General features: G+C 72.9%; 14 protein-coding genes. 3 read left to right on the top strand and 11 right to left on the bottom strand.

All coding sequences use genetic code 11. The features are described 5' to 3' along the window. Positions 1-65: 65 nt before the first annotated feature. Positions 66-215, bottom strand: coding sequence for a hypothetical protein (locus ABT114_RS50585; protein ID WP_502988319.1), 150 nt, complete (start codon positions 213-215; stop codon positions 66-68). A gap of 128 nt (positions 216-343) precedes the next feature. Here ABT114_RS50585 and ABT114_RS14275 point away from each other — a divergent pair, with 128 nt between their 5' ends. Beyond that, positions 344-694, top strand: coding sequence for a VOC family protein (locus ABT114_RS14275; RefSeq protein ID WP_351142169.1), 351 nt, complete (start codon positions 344-346; stop codon positions 692-694). 45 nt (positions 695-739) lie between these two features. Here ABT114_RS14275 and ABT114_RS14270 read toward each other — a convergent pair whose 3' ends face one another. Beyond that, positions 740-2,701: a DUF5107 domain-containing protein gene (locus ABT114_RS14270; protein ID WP_351142167.1), complete on the bottom strand. Its 1,962-nt coding sequence runs from the start codon at positions 2,699-2,701 to the stop codon at positions 740-742. Between the two features lie 186 nt (positions 2,702-2,887). Here ABT114_RS14270 and ABT114_RS14265 point away from each other — a divergent pair, with 186 nt between their 5' ends. After that, positions 2,888-3,235 carry a DUF6204 family protein gene (locus ABT114_RS14265; RefSeq protein ID WP_351142166.1) on the top strand — a complete coding sequence of 116 codons (348 nt, stop codon included), beginning with the start codon at positions 2,888-2,890 and terminating at the stop codon, positions 3,233-3,235. On the opposite strand, the gene ABT114_RS14260 is transcribed toward ABT114_RS14265, so the two are convergent. From ABT114_RS14260 to ABT114_RS14235, 6 genes are all read right to left on the bottom strand, one after another. Further along, positions 3,207-3,761, bottom strand: a complete 555-nt coding sequence (locus ABT114_RS14260; RefSeq protein ID WP_351142164.1) for a GNAT family N-acetyltransferase — start codon at positions 3,759-3,761, stop codon at positions 3,207-3,209. The two genes, ABT114_RS14265 and ABT114_RS14260, sit on opposite strands and share 29 nt — an antisense overlap. A 19-nt stretch (positions 3,762-3,780) precedes the next feature. Continuing rightward, entirely contained in the window at positions 3,781-4,035 is a 255-nt protein-coding gene (locus ABT114_RS14255) for a LapA family protein (RefSeq protein ID WP_351142163.1), read from the bottom strand. Between the two features lie 425 nt (positions 4,036-4,460). Continuing rightward, positions 4,461-5,384: a S66 peptidase family protein gene (locus ABT114_RS14250; RefSeq protein WP_351142161.1), complete on the bottom strand. Its 924-nt coding sequence runs from the start codon at positions 5,382-5,384 to the stop codon at positions 4,461-4,463. Then, positions 5,381-7,333, bottom strand: a complete 1,953-nt coding sequence (locus tag ABT114_RS14245) for a S9 family peptidase (protein ID WP_351142159.1) — start codon at positions 7,331-7,333, stop codon at positions 5,381-5,383. The genes ABT114_RS14250 and ABT114_RS14245 overlap by 4 nt, the downstream gene beginning before the upstream one ends. A 16-nt stretch (positions 7,334-7,349) precedes the next feature. Beyond that, positions 7,350-8,654: a M20/M25/M40 family metallo-hydrolase gene (locus tag ABT114_RS14240; protein WP_351142157.1), complete on the bottom strand. Its 1,305-nt coding sequence runs from the start codon at positions 8,652-8,654 to the stop codon at positions 7,350-7,352. After that, complete coding sequence (locus ABT114_RS14235) at positions 8,647-9,480, bottom strand: M55 family metallopeptidase (RefSeq protein ID WP_351142155.1); 834 nt, start codon at positions 9,478-9,480, stop codon at positions 8,647-8,649. Before ABT114_RS14235 ends, ABT114_RS14240 begins: the two co-directional genes overlap by 8 nt. A 133-nt stretch (positions 9,481-9,613) precedes the next feature. Between ABT114_RS14235 and ABT114_RS14230 the strand changes: the two genes are divergently transcribed. Then, entirely contained in the window at positions 9,614-10,498 is an 885-nt protein-coding gene (locus tag ABT114_RS14230; protein ID WP_351142153.1) for a sigma-70 family RNA polymerase sigma factor, read from the top strand. A gap of 70 nt (positions 10,499-10,568) precedes the next feature. Here ABT114_RS14230 and ABT114_RS14225 read toward each other — a convergent pair whose 3' ends face one another. From ABT114_RS14225 to ABT114_RS14215, 3 genes are all read right to left on the bottom strand, one after another. Further along, the gene (locus tag ABT114_RS14225; RefSeq protein WP_351142151.1) at positions 10,569-10,916 is read right to left on the bottom strand and encodes a DoxX family protein; all 348 of its coding nucleotides are present in this window, start codon (positions 10,914-10,916) and stop codon (positions 10,569-10,571) included. 128 nt (positions 10,917-11,044) lie between these two features. Continuing rightward, positions 11,045-11,770, bottom strand: coding sequence for a methyltransferase domain-containing protein (locus ABT114_RS14220; RefSeq protein WP_351142149.1), 726 nt, complete (start codon positions 11,768-11,770; stop codon positions 11,045-11,047). A 149-nt stretch (positions 11,771-11,919) separates the two neighbouring features. Beyond that, entirely contained in the window at positions 11,920-14,355 is a 2,436-nt protein-coding gene (locus ABT114_RS14215) for an ATP-binding SpoIIE family protein phosphatase (RefSeq protein ID WP_351142147.1), read from the bottom strand. Positions 14,356-14,417: the final 62 nt, after the last annotated feature.

Raw genomic sequence — 14,417 nt, 5'->3', positions numbered from 1 at the left:
ACGAGGCTTTCCGCGTCCCCCTGGCCAGGGGGCCCAAACGTCCGCCGGTTCCTCGCCCCCGTGCCTCACGCCCGCCGCCGCGGCAGCCCCGTGCCCGGCTGCGCCGGCTTCGGCCGGGCCGCACCGCGCAGCGCGTAGGCCACCGCGCCCAGGATCACCGCGGTGATCAGCGCGGCCGCCCAGTCGGGCAGGACGATCGCGAGGGCCAGTCCCACGGCGAGCGCGAGGGCCGCGCCGGCTCGTCGACCAGATGCTTGTCGAGATGCTCCAGGCGTTCCAAGCTGTCCACGGCCGCCGGGTACCCGCGGCCCGCGACGTCACTCGGTCAACTAGGCTCGCCCGTATGGAGATTCTGGGAGCCACGCTGCGCGTCTGCGTCGACGATCTCGAGACCTCGGTCCGCTTCTACGAACGGCTCGCCGGAGCCGAAGCCCTCCGCTTCGAGCGCGCGGGCGTCCAGGTGGCCGCGGTCGGCTGCTTCCTGCTGATGAGCGGGCCGGAGTCCGAGCTGGAGGTGCTGCGCAAGGTCGCCGCGACGATCGCCGTGGCGGACGTCGACGAGGCCCACAAGGTCCTCACCGAGTCGGGCGCCGACATCATCGCGGGCCCGGTCCCGACACCGGTGGGCCGCAACCTGATCGTGCGGCATCCGGACGGCGCGGTGTACGAGTACGTGGACCGCCGCCACCCGTAGGACCTCACCTCACCGCTCTCGCCCGGACGTCACCTGCCCCGCGCCTCAGGGCGTGGACGGCCGCATGCGGAAGTCGTGGCGCGCCGGGAGCGGTCCGTCGCTCACCCGGGCCCACAGCCGGTCGAGGGCCTCGGCGCCCTCCCGCAGGTCGGCGACCTCGAAGCCCGCGTCGAAGACGGCGCGTGCCGCCTCGCGCCGGCCCTCCGCGTAGAGGATTTCGGCCTCCAGCAGCCGGAACCGGCCACGCGCCCGGGTCTCCGGGTGCAGCCGCGCCCACACGGCCCGCGCCGCCGCCGGCCGCCGTACGGCGAGCAGCGCCTCGACCGCCTCACGGCCGAGCGCGGCGGTGGCCGCCGTCCACGACTCGCCGTTGTCGCGTCGCTCGTGGCACAGGTCGTCGAAGGCGTCCGCGTACCGGTCGGCGGCCCGCTCGAGATTGCCGCTCTCCCGGTCGGCGACCGCGAGGCAGCGCAGCAACGGCCAGAGGGAGGGCGCGAGTTCGAGGGCGCGCTCCCAGCTGCGCACCGCCTGCGCCCGGTCGCCGGCGTGCCACTGGGCGACACCCAGGTGGTACTCGGTGAGCGGGGTCGCGGGCGCGCTCTCCAGCATGTCCCGCCAGTGCGGGGCGACGAGGGTGCCGCCGGGCGGCCGTACCCGGCGCGGCTCGGGGAAGGACCCGGTGCGCAGCAGCTCACGCCACGGTGCCTGGGCGTCGCCGAGCGTGTGCTCGCCGAAGGGGGTGCCGGGCAGCTTCCAGTCGGCGCGCAGCACTTCGAGCGCGCCCCAGCCGGAGCCGGTGGCGAGGATCTCGCCGGGCTCGGTGTCGGCGTGCGCCCTCCACGCCTCGTAGGCGGCGTCGACGTCGGCGCGCGGGAGGACCTCTTCGAGCCGTCCCTCCGCCTCGCGCAGCACGTCGGTCCACTCCCCTTCCGGCGGTGCGGTCAGCGGCCCGTACGCCTCCAGCCACGACACCTCGCTCTCCGCCTCGAGGCGTACGTGCTCCAGCTGGGTACGGGCGAGCCCCGCCTGGATCTCGCAGTAGCCGCCGGTGCCGGGCTCGGTGAGCCATTCCTGCCAGCGCCGCCCGCCGCTCCCCGTGCCCCACACGAACAGCTTGCGGCCGCGCAGCACGTCGGTGGACGTCTGCACCAGCCCGTGCCCGTCGCCGTCGAGCGCGGCGATCCAGCGCCGCCGGCCGTCGGGCACCTCGTAGAAGTAGTCGGCGGCGAAGGTGCTGTTGAGCGGATACGTGCGGTCGGTTCCGTCGTACGAGGGGACGGGGACCCTGCGCAGCCGCCGCTCGTAACCGAAGTGCCACGCCTCCTCGGCCGGGGCGAGCACCCGGCGTTCCTCGGGCACGGCGATGTTGGACCACCAGTAGGTGGCCACGGGGTGCTCGTGCGGATTGCGGACGCGGACGCCCACGTAGAGGAAGTCGGAGCCCTCCGGCAGCCACACGTCGACCTGGAAGGGCAGGTCCCGCAGCCGTTCCCACTCCCACAGCCGCAGCATCTCGCCGCCGTCGGGGGCGGGTACACGGGCGGCGTGCAGGGGCGAGCAGGAGAGGGTGGTGTGGCCGGTCGCGCCGATGTTCCACTCGATGCCACCGGAGTACCAGGCGCCGTTGAGGGCGAAGTTGGCGGGCTGGAACACCGGGTTGCGGTAGAGGAGTTCACGGCCGGTCGGCTTGTGGACGAGGGACGCGATCCGACCGCCGAGAGCGGGGAAAACCGTCGCGCGCAGGCGGTCGTTCTCGATCACGAGGGCGTCGATGTCGCGGGGTTCACGCGTCCGCCCGTACCCGTCCCGCACCCGCACGGGCAGCAGACTGCGCAGGGGAGCGTGGCCGACCTGCCGGGCAACGTCGCGCGGGAGGTCCTCCCGGTCCCGGTCGTCGATGCGGTGGACCTCGTCGAGGGGGCTCAGCGGCGGGAGCGGGTTGTCCGGGCCCAGCTGTGCGGCGGGCACTGTCACTACGTCACGTCGGATCGTCGTCACGATCACCATGGAACCCGGCAACCGGTGCCCTGCCCAGGGGAGCTAACGGTCAGGATTACGCAAAGCCGCCCACGACGACCTCGGCGAGCGGGGCCACGGGCCCTACTGCCCTGCACACGATATTTCGTATGCGGTTCATCGTCGTCGGCGTAGAGTCGGGCGTCCAAAGGATTGCGAAAGGGAGCGGAACGGCACATGAGCGAGCAGCACACCTACCGGGTGATCGTCCGGGGAACCTGGGACGGACTCACCGACGAGGCCCGCGCCCGCCTGCTCGCCGAGGCCCCCGAGCACGGCCTGACGAGCATGCGGTTCTCCGAGGAGGGCTCCCTGTCGTACGAGCCGGCGCCGCTGAAGCACTTCTCGATGCGCTATGTCGTGGTGTCGGACGCGGCGGACGGCGAGGAGATGGCGGGCGCGATCGCGGAGGACCGCGCCGAGGCCGCCCTGCGGGGACTCGGCTACGGCTTCGGCGCGCTGAAGTCGACGGTCACGGACCTCGACACGATGAAGGTCAACCGGAAGCCCGCATCTCGGCGGTGACGGCCCAGCGTTCGTGGTCCCGCCAGGCTCCGTCGATGTGGAGCATGTTGGGCGAGAAGCCCTCCAGGCGGAAGCCGCAGCTGCGGGCGAGGGCGATGGAGGCGGTGTTGGCGGGCTGCGCGTTGATCTCCAGCCGGTGCAGCCGCATCGGCCCGAACGCGTACCCCACCACGAGGTCCAGCCCCTCGCGCATCAGCCCGCGCCCGACCGCGTGCGCGAAGGCGCCGTAGCCGAGGGCGCCGCTGAGGAAGGCGCCCTCGACGATGTTGTTGATGTTGACGAACCCGGCGATGGCCCCGCCCTCGCTCTTCTCGCAGACCAGGAACCCGGCCTTGGTCCGGTCCTCGATCAGCCGGCCGGCGTAGGCGGTGTAGGCGTCGGCGGTGTCCGGCGGGAACAACCAGGGGTGGTGCAGGTCCTTGCTCTCCCGGACCCGGGCGGCGAACTCGGCACCGTCCTCGTAGGTGAAGTGGCGTATGCCCACGCGGGGGCCCTCGGCGAGGTAGCGGGATGCGGTGTGCGGCATCCCGCCACCCTACGACGGCCTATCGCCTGCGCTTCACGGAATACGCCCCGCACAGCGCACCGATGACCCCGGTGGCGAGGAGCGCCATCCACAGCGGCATCGTCACCTCGGGAAGCAGGATCCTGATCCTGGTGGCGCGGGTGTTCTCGAAGACGAGGATCAGGACGAGGACGGCGAGCAGCACCACGCTGCCCCGCGAGGGCGTCACCGGCCCGCCCCGGCCACCGCTCTTCCCGGCGGCCGGGCCGCCGCGCTCGGAGGTCTTCGGGCTCATGCGACCAGGATGGGTCGCACCGGCCCCACGCGCGCGGTGAGCACCCCCCGGGAAAGCGGGCCGTGCACCGTCCGGGTGACTGAGTGCTCCGCCGGAAGCGCGGTGACGAACCCGTGGGCCGGTGGGGGACTGGTCGCGCCCACGCGGTGGAGCCGCATACCGACACAGCCCCGCGCCCCTTACGGGGCGCGATACCGCACCGGACTTCGTCAAGGCTGCTCGGGTCGCCGGCCACCCGCGGCTCCGGTACGCCCGTGTCCTGCGGCGCGCCGACCACGGCGACCGGCTTGATCCCACGGTTGTTGCCGAGGTCGGCGTCGTCGCGAAGGGTCGGTGGGAGCGGCGGCGAGGGCGCGGGAACCGGGCTCACGTCGGAACACGAAGACCTCCGCTGAGGGCGGCACGTCCCGCCACCGCACGGCGACTCAGCGCAGGGCGGGCTCGTCGAGCGTCAACGTGCCTGCGTCCGCGTCGAGTTCGGCGCTCACCCCGAAGGGAACCGTCAGCGCCCCTTCGCCGTGCCCGAATCCGAGCTCCTCCACGACGGGGACGCCCAGGCCGCCGAGGCGGTCGGCGAGGACGGCGCGTACCTCGTCGTACGGACCGCAGCCGGCCCAGGACCCCAGTGCGATCCCGGCGACGCCGTCGAGCCAGCCCGTGCGCAGGAGTTGGGTCAGCGTCCGGTCGATCCGGTACGCCCGCTCGCCGACGTCCTCGAGCATCAGCAGCCCACCCCCGGCGTCCGAGTGGGCGTGGGGGGTGCCGAGGTCGGAGGCGAGCATGCTCAGACAGCCGCCGAGAGTGACGCCGCGCGCCCGCCCGGGGCTGAGCGCACCGCCGCCCGACGTGAGGGTGCGGACCGTCTCGGGCGCGAACAGTGTGGCCCGCAGGTGCTCCTGGGCCCGCGCGTTCTTGATGAAGTCCACGCCGGCCGCCGCGGGCCCGTGCAGCGTGACCAGGTCCAGGCGGGTCGCGAAGGCCTGGTGCAGCACGGTGATGTCACTGAAGCCGACGAACACCTTCGGTCCGGCCGCCCGCATCGCCGCCCAGTCGAGCAGGTCGACCATCCGCTGGGCCCCGTACCCGCCCCGCGCGCACAGCACGGCGTCGACCGACGGGTCGCACCAGGCGTCCTGGAGGTCGGCGGCGCGGTCCGCGTCCGTGCCGGCGAGGTAGTTCAGCTCGCCGTGCCGGTCGAGCACATGGGGTGCCACCACCGGGTCGAGGTCCCAGCCGAGCAGCACGTCGAGGCCGGCCTGAAGCCGTTCCTCCGCCACGGGCCCGCTGGGCGCGACAACGGCCACCCGGGCGCCCGGGGCGAGCCGGGACGGTCGCAGGAGTTGCTTCACTTGACGAGCTCCAAGGTCGGAATGCCGGACGGGTTCAGCGTGAACACCTGGGCGTACAGGGAGAGTTCGGACTCCAGGACGCGCACCATGGTCTCGGCGCGCCGGAACCCGTGCCCCTCCCCCTCGAAGGCGATGTACGCGTGCGGCACCCCTCTGCCCCGCATCCGGGCGAGGAACCGTTCGCACTGCGCGGGCGGGCAGATCACGTCGTCCAGGCCCTGGAGGAGCAGGAAGGGCGCGGTGACCCGGTCGGCGTGCTCGACCGGCGAGCGCTGCGCGTACCGGGCGGGTACCTCGGCGAGCGGCCCGACCAGGCTCTCCAGGTACTGCGACTCGAAGTCGTGGGTCTCCCCCGTGGCCCAGCCGGCGAGGTCGAGGATGGGGTAGATGATCGTGCCGCAGGCGTAGACGTCGGTGCTGGTGAGGGAGGCGGCGGTGGTCCAGCCGCCGGCGCTGCCGCCGCGGATGGCGAGCCGGTCGCGGTCGGCGGTGCCCTCGTCGGCGAGGGCGAGCGCGACGGCCGCGCAGTCCTCGACGTCGACGACGCCCCACTGCTCGCGCAGCCGGTTGCGGTACTCCCGGCCGTACCCGGTCGAGCCGCCGTAGTTGACCTCGGCGACGCCGATGCCGCGCGAGGTGAAGTAGGCGATCTCCAGATCGAGCACGAGCGGCGCGTGCCCGGTGGGCCCGCCGTGCGCCCAGACGACGTACGGCGGCAGTTCGGCGGCGGGTGCGACGTACCCGGGGTGGTGCGGCGGGTAGATGTGCGCGTGGATGTCGCGTCCGTCGGGGCCGGTGAAGGTACGGATCAGCGGCTCGGGGTAGTGGGCAGGGTCCACGGCGTCGGCGTGGGCGGAGCCGACGACCCGGGCCCGGCCGGTTCGCGTGTCCAGCTCGATGACCTCGTAGGCGCTGCGCGGGCTGGCGCCGACGGCCACGACCCGCTCTCCGTGCACCGCCAGCGTGGGCGCGAACTCGGTCCAGGGACCGGCCGCGTCGACGACCTCGCCGGTCTCGGGATCCAGTATCCCGAGTGCGGTCGCGCCGCGGCCGTGCACGACGGCGACCAGTCCGCTCTCCAGCGGGGCGAACCAGCGGTGCCCGAGCTTCCACAGGGGGCCGCCGAACTCCTCCTCGCGGGGGCAGAGAGGTTGGTCGTCCTTGTACAGGTTCCACCAGCCCATACGGTCGCTTGCATACAGCAGACAGCCGTCTGTCGACCAGTCGACCTGCGCGATGGACTCCTCCGGCCCGCCGGCCACCGTCCGGGCCTCCCGGAAGGTGCCGTCGTCGCCCACCTCCGCCACGACCAGCTCCGTGCCGTCCCACGGCATCCGCGGATGGTCCCAGGCGAGCCAGGCGGCCCGCCGCCCGTCGGGCGAGAGCCGCGGCCCGGTCACGAACCGGTGCCGGTCGTCGCCGAGTTCACGTACGGCGTCCCGGTCCTGGGCGGCCGAGCCGTCCAGCGGTACGGCGGCGAGGACCCGGCGGACGTCGGTGGGCCCGTCGCCGGTGAACTCCTCCAGCACGCACCACACTTCACCGCGCTCCAGGCGCAGCTGCGGCTCCGCCCAGCGCAGTCCGCCGCCCACCGGGGAGACGGGGGTGAGCGGGCGCGGCTCGCCGCCGGGCTCGTACCGGTACAGCCGCTGGTCGGCGAAGTTCACGAACACCACGAGCGGCTCGCCGTCCCGCAGGACTCCGGCCCAGGGCTGTCCGCCGTACTCGATCACGCGGCTGCGCACGTTCCACGGCGCGGGCAGCACGGACTCCTCGGTGCCGTCGGCGCGCCGCCGCACCAGGGTGCGCCGGCCGCCCTCGGCGGGCCGTGGCGCCGTCCACCACACCTCGTCGCCGACGAAGCCGACGTACTCGGGGTGCCCGTCGTGGGCGGCCGCGAGGGCCGCGTCGATGGGCGAGGGCCAGGAACCGTACGCCAGGGTCTGCACGTTCTCCCCCACTCGCCTAGGCCGTCCGCAGGAAACGGTCGAGGACGCGGACACCGAAGTGCAGCGCCTCCACGGGGACACGCTCGTCGACCCCGTGGAAGAGGGCCTGGTAGTCGAGGCCCTCCGGCAGCTTCAGCGGCGCGAATCCGTAGCCGGTGATGCCGAGCCGCGAGAACTGCTTGGCGTCCGTGCCGCCCGACATGCAGTACGGCACCACGTGCCCCTCGGGCGCGAACTCCTCGACCGCGGCGCGCATCCGCGCGAACGTCGGCGAGTCCACCGGCGCCTGGAGGGCGACCTCACGATGGTGGAACTCCCACTCCACGTCCGGCCCGGTGAGCCGGTCGAGGGTGGTGCGGAACTCGTCCTCGCCGCCGGACAGATAACGTCCGTCGACGTACGCGACGGCCTCCCCAGGGATCACGTTGACCTTGTAACCGGCGTCCAGCATCGTCGGGTTGGCACTGTTGCGCACGGTCGCCTCGACGAGCTTGGCGGCGGGGCCGAGCTTCTCCAGCAGCCCGTCGATGTCCGACAGGTCGGCGTCGACGCCGTACAGGGCGGCGAGCTCGGTGAGGGCCGCGCGCACGGTCGGGGTGAGCCGGAGCGGCCACTCGTGCTCGCCGATGCGGGTGATCGCGGCGGACAGCCGCGTCACCGCGTTCTCACGGTTGACCTTGGAGCCGTGCCCGGCCCGCCCGCGCGCGGTGAGCTTCAGCCAGCCCGTGCCGCGCTCGCCGGCGGCGATGGGATAGATCTGCCGCCCGCCGCCGTCGTGGAAGGTGAACGCACCCGACTCGCTGACGCCCTCCGTGCACCCCTCGAACAGCCCGGGGTGCCGGTCGGCGAGGAAGCCGGAGCCGTCCTCGGCGCTGGCCTCCTCGTCCGCGGTGAACGCGATGACCATGTCCCGCCGGGGCCGCACGCCGTTGCGCGCCCAGTCCCGCACCACGGCGAGGATCATGGCGTCCATGTTCTTCATGTCGACGGCGCCGCGCCCCCACACGACCCCGTCGCGCACCTCGCCGGAGAACGGATGCACACTCCAGTCCTCGGCCTGCGCCGGCACCACGTCCAGATGACCGTGGACGAGCAGCGCGTCCGCCGACGGATCGGTGCCCTCGATACGGGCGACGACGTTGGTCCGCCCCGGGGTCCGCTCCAGCAGCACGGGTTCGAGCCCCGCCCCGGCCAACTGCTCGGCGGCGTACTCGGCGGCGGGCCGCTCCCGGCAGTCCCCGCCTCCCCGGTTGGTGGTGTCGATCCGAATCAGCTCGGACGTGAACCGGACGACCTCGTCCAGTGCCTGCTCGTCAGCCATACTGCTCCTCCACCGCAGCCGAGACGATCGTGGTGACCGCCTTGAAGCTGCGGATCCCCTCATACATGGTGTCGCTGGTGTACGCGACCTTCCGCTCCCCGATCCGGTCCACGCCCGGCACGACGGTGGCCGCCATCGCCAGGTGCTCGGCGTCGAACTCCAGGGCGATCGTGAACGGGCCCCCGACGACCGGCTCGTGGCGCACCGCCAACGCGGCTGACGCCTTGGCCGCCTGGCGGATGTCGGCGGCGGTCCTGGCCGGCGTACGGCACACGGCCGCGTACCGCGACACGTGGTCCTTGACCGCGACCTTCAGCGCCTCCGGCGCGTACCCCAGCGCGTCCTCGCAGGCCACGTCGTCGCCGGTGACGAGGATGACGGGCACCCCGTACTCGGCGACGACATGCGCGTTGAGCAGACCCTCGCTGGCCCGTACGTCGTTCACCCACACCCCGGTGATCGAGTTCGCGAGGTAGGTGTGCGCCAGGACACCCTCGGCGCCGGCGCCCGCGTGGTAGCCGACGAACGCGATGCCGTCCACGTCCCCGTGCTGCACGCCCTCCACCATGGACAGCGCCTTGTGCCGCCCGGTGAGCATCTGCGCCCGATCGTCGAGCCGCTCCAGCAGCAGATTGCGCATGGACCAGTGGGCCTCGTTGATGAGCACGTCGTCGGCACCGCCGTCGAAGAAGCCGAGCACGGCGGCGTTCACGTCCGAGGTGAACATCGACCGGCACCGCTCCCACTGCGCAGTCCCCGGCAGCACGTCGGCCGGCCAGGTGACGCCGGTGGCACCCTCCATGTCGGCGCTGATCAGGATCTTCATGGTGCGCCACGTTACGCGCCGACGGGAGAACCGGCCAGGACCCCCCGTCTCCGTCGGCGGCCCGGAGCCGCGGCCCTAGGCTTGGCGCGTCCCACCAGGCCCTCCGGCACACCGCGAACGGGGAATGCGAGCGATGACCGAGCACATACTGGCGGCGGAGCGATTCGAGGCGGACCGGGCCCACTTGCGGGCCGTGGCCTACCGGATGCTGGGCTCGTTGAGCGAGGCCGAGGACGCCGTGCAGGAGGCGTGGCTGCGGGCCAGTCGCGCCGAGGTCGGGGATGTGGGAAACGTCACGGGCTGGCTGACCACGGTCGTGGGGCGGATCTGCCTCAACATGCTGCGCTCACGGCGGACCCGGCGCGAGGAACCCCTCGACGTGCAGGTGACCGACCCGGCGCTCAGGCCACGGGACGGCGGCGACCCGGAGGAGGAGGCGCTGCTGGCCGACTCGGTCGGCGTCGCGCTGCTGGTGGTGCTCGACACACTGGCGCCGGCCGAGCGGCTGGCGTTCGTCCTGCACGACATGTTCGCGGTGCCCTTCGACGCGATCGGCCCGCTGATCGAGCGCACTCCGGCCACCACACGGCAGCTGGTGAGCCGGGCGCGGCGCCGGGTCAAGGGCGCCGCGCCCGCCGCCACACCCGACCTGACGCGGCAGCGGGCGGTCGTGGACGCGTTCCTGGCCGCCACGCGGGGCGGCGACTTCGACGCGCTGGTCTCGCTGCTCCACCCGGACGTCGTCCTGACCGCCGACCGGTTCGTCGTCCCCACTCCCGAGCCCGTCGTGGTCAGCGGCTCCCACACGGTCGCCAAGGGCGCGATGGCCGCCACGGGCCGGGCCTTGTTCACCGGCCCGGCGCTCCTGGACGGCGGGGTCGGGCTCGCGATGGCACCGCAGGGCCGGCTGCGTCTGGTCCTCGCCTTCACCGTCACGGAGGACGGGATCACGGAGATCGACGTCATCGCGGACCGAGAGCGGCTGGACGGGATCGAGGTCGCGGTGCTCGACGCGTGAGAACGGCCGAGGGGTGACCGGTGGTCCACCGGTCACCCCTCGCGGCGGCGGTCATCCCTCGCGGCGGGCCTCAGACGGTGAGCGCCAGTACGACGGAGGCGGCCGCGGGCGCCGCGTACAGCAGCGGGAACGGCACGTGCGAGAACCAGCGCGCCCTGACCACGGTCACCACGGCACCGGTGAAGTACAGCACCAGGCCGACCCCGGCCAGCACGCCGACGACCGGCACGAGCAGCCCCGCCAGCAGGCCGGCCGCTCCCGCGGCCTTGGCCGCGCCCAGCCACGGCCACCATGAGCGGGGCACTCCGTAGTCGGCCAGCGGCTTGACCACCCACTCGGCGTGGAGGAAGACCGAGGCAGCCGAGAAGCCCGCCATGACAGCTCCCAGGACGGTGACGACGACGTAGGCAGTGGACATGGCAGCAGCTCCTCATCGGTGGCGCCCGGTGTGGATCCGGGCGGCTTCCTCAACTTCCGTCACTGGCCTGACACCTCGCGGGCCGGGAGTGTGACAGCAAGAGGAGCAGCTTTTCGATGTGACTGCGATCACATGACGCGGCCTGCCATCAGCCACTTCGACGGCAGCGCGATCCGGGTTCCGTCGGCTGCGAACTCCGTTGTCATCAGGGGCAGTTCGCCGCTCGCGACGATCGTCAGACCGGCCGCGGCCAGGTACGCGGGCACCGCGTCGTCCTTCACCTCTCCCGGGGCGATGCCATGGCGGAAGATCGGCGCGAGCTTCGGCGGCGGTCCGGCGGGGCCCTGGGCCAGGCCGCCCAGGACGGGGCGGGCCGCCTCGGAGAGTTCGACCAGGAAGGCCCGGCCTCGCTCACCGACGAGTGCGGCGATCCCGTCCACCAGGGGCTGGCGGTCGTCGGGCTCGCACTGGTGCAGCACGCCGCGCATGTAGAGGTTGACGTCGCCGAGTTCGGCGTGGAGCGTCTCGACCTCACTCTTCTCGGCGGCGTCGAGCAACCGGTACGTCGCCTGCCCTGCGGGGTCGGCATACCGGGCGTGGTCCAGGGCCGCGGCGGCCAGGTCGGCGCCGATGACGTGCGGGAAGCGGTCGGCGAGGAAGCGGGTCTGGGTGCCGTTGCCGCAGCCGAGGTCCACCAGCGGCAGCCCGGGGGTGATCAGGTGCGGTTCGAAGAGGGCGAGTTGGGGGCCGACGGCGAGCGCGGGCTCCGCGTCCCAGAACACGGCTCCCGGTTCGTCGGAAGCCTCGCGCCAGAAGCTCTCCCATGCCTCCCGGTACCGACTCGTCACGCTCATGCCCAACTCCCCGGGGTGTGACGCCGATCCGTCGTAAGTGACGGGCGAGTACGGTCTATCGCTCCCTGGTCACGGCGACAAGCACGGTGCGCGTTCCTTCACGCCGCGTTCGAGATGCGTACGCCGATGAACGCCCCGCGCGCCCCTGTTCAGCGGCGCGGCAGCGTCAGCTCGAACCAGACGGTCTTGCCCGCCCCCGTACGGCTGGTGCCCCACTCGCGGGCGAGCGCGCTCACCACGCGCAGACCTCGCCCGAACGCGTCCTCGGGACCGGCGCTCAGCAGGGTCGGCAGGTCGTGGTCGTCGTCGTCCACCTCGCACAGCAAGGTGTCCCCGCGCACCAGGCGCAGTTCGACGGGACGGCTGTGGGAGTGCCGTACGGCGTTGGTGACGAGCTCGCCGACCATCAGCTCGGCGTTGTCGGCGAGCCGGGCCAGACCCCAGTCGTGCAGCTGTTCGCGGACCACCGCCCGGGCCCGGCCGACCTCGATCGGGTCGAGGGCGAGCCGCCATTCGGCGACGTCGTCGGGTGCGATGCCGTTGAGGCGGGCCATCAGCAGGGCCACGTCGTCCTTGCGGCCGCCGCGGGTGTTCAGGGCGCGGATGATCGTGTCGCAGGCGTCGTCCATGGCGGCCGCCGGGTGCGCGGCGGACTCGCAGAGCGTCGCCAGGCCCACGCCGATGTCCTCGCCGCGCATCTCCACCAGCCCGTCGGTGCACATCACCAGCCGGTCGCCGGGCTCCACGCGCACGCGTACCGCCTCGAACGGCACCCCTCCGACGCCGATCGGCGCGCCCGTGGGCAGTTCGAGCAGCTCGCTGCGCCCGTCCTCGGCGCGGACCAGGACGGGCGGGATGTGGCCCGCGTTGGCGAGGTGCAGTTCGCTCGCGATGGGGTCGTAGACGGCGTACAGGCACGTGGCGAGGTAGGTGTCGCCGAGGCGCTGGGCGAGGTCGTCGAGGTTGCGCAGCAGCTGGGCGGGCGGCAGGTCGAGGGCGGCCATGGTCTGTACGGCCGTACGCAACTGGCCCATCATGGCGGCCGAGTTCAGGCCGTGGCCCATGACGTCGCCGACGACGAGGGCGGTGCGGGCGCCGGGTAGTTTCACGGAGTCGAACCAGTCGCCGCCGACGCGGCCCAGCAGGGTGCCGGGCAGGTAACGGGTGGCGATGTCGCAGCCCGCCATGCGCGGCGGGATGTGCGGCAGCATGCTGTCCTGGAGGGTCTCGGCGACGCTCTCCTGATAGGTGTACATGCGGGCGTTGTCCAGGACGAGGCCCGCGCGGGCGGCGAGTTCGGCGCCGGTGACCCGGTCCATGTCGTTGAACTCGACGCGCTCGGGGTGGCGCAGCAGGATCATGAAGCCGAGGACGACGTTGCGCGCCTTGAGCGGCACGACGAGCATGGAGCGGCCCGTGATCAGCGGCCGGATGTCGCGCTTGTCGAACTGCGAGGCGATGGCGTGACCCATCTGCTCGCTGATGCGCGGGACAAGGACGGGGTCGCCGGTGGTCATGCACTGGAAGAACGGGGTGTGCGCGGGGAACGGCATGGCCTCGCCCACCGGTACGACGTCGTCCCAGCGGCCGGGTTCGTCGGTGTGTTCGACGGCGACCCGGTGCCACATGGTGGTCGTGTCGGGGACGCCGTCGGGGAAGCCCTCGCCGGCGACGACCTGTTCACGCAGATAGGTGCCGGCGACGTCGGTGAAGCGGGGGACGACGGCCCTGCTGACCTCGATGATGGTCCGTGCCAGGTCGAGGGAGGTGCCGATCCTGCCGCTGACCTCGTTGAGGAACTCCAGGCGCTCGCGGACGGCGGTGTACTCGAGGTCCTCGCCCTCGTCGGCGAACCCCTCCGGCGCGGGCAGACCCTCGGCCACGGCCCGGGCGGCCCGCTCGCGGCGCGCCTTGCGCTCGGCCCGCCGCGGCACTCCCCAGTCGGGGGTGACGGGCACCCGGTCGTTCTGACTGAACTCCAGTACGGGATAACCGAGTTCGAGGATCTGGGCGACGATGCGAGCGCCTTCGTCGACGCTCATGCTGGGGAGGATCTCGGGCAGGCGCCGGGCGAGTTCGTCGGCCCCGGGGAAGTCGGTGTGCAGGGCGAAGGCGGGTGCGATGCGCTCGAAGTCCGCGCCGGTGTCCGGCTCGTCCTGGCGCAGCCCGGCCGCGTCCGCGGCGAGGACGAGCAGCCGCTCGCTGCCGGGGCCCACCAGGGGGTACGCCCACCACAGCACGTCCACCCGGCCGCGCTCCGGCACGGTGAGGCGGGCGCGGCCGGCGGCCGGGTAGGACAACCGTCCGCCGAGCGAGGACTCCAGGTCGGGGCCGAGGCCGTCGTACGCCGCGTACGCCCCATAGGGCGTGAGGTCGTCGTCCTCGGGCAGCGCTCCGGACACGGGGAGCAGGTCAAGGGCGGGCCGCCCGATCGCCTCCTCCTTGGGGGCGCCGAAGAGTCGGCGTGCGCCCCTGCTCCAGTGGGAGACGAGGCCGTCCCGGTCCACGACGACCACGGCCAGCGGAACGCGGCCGACCACGGCGTGACCCGCGGGAGGTGTGCCCCGCTCGGTGCCACGGTCCATGGTCCAGGCCCTCTCTCCCCACGGCTCCGCAAGATCTGTGCCGCCGTCACCACCGTACGGCG

It is taken from the genome of Streptomyces sp. NPDC002088 (assembly GCF_040296605.1).
Taxonomy (GTDB): Bacteria; Actinomycetota; Actinomycetes; order Streptomycetales; family Streptomycetaceae; genus Streptomyces.
Note: the sequence above shows the minus strand (reverse complement) of the source record. Positions and strands in the feature narration are given on the sequence as shown.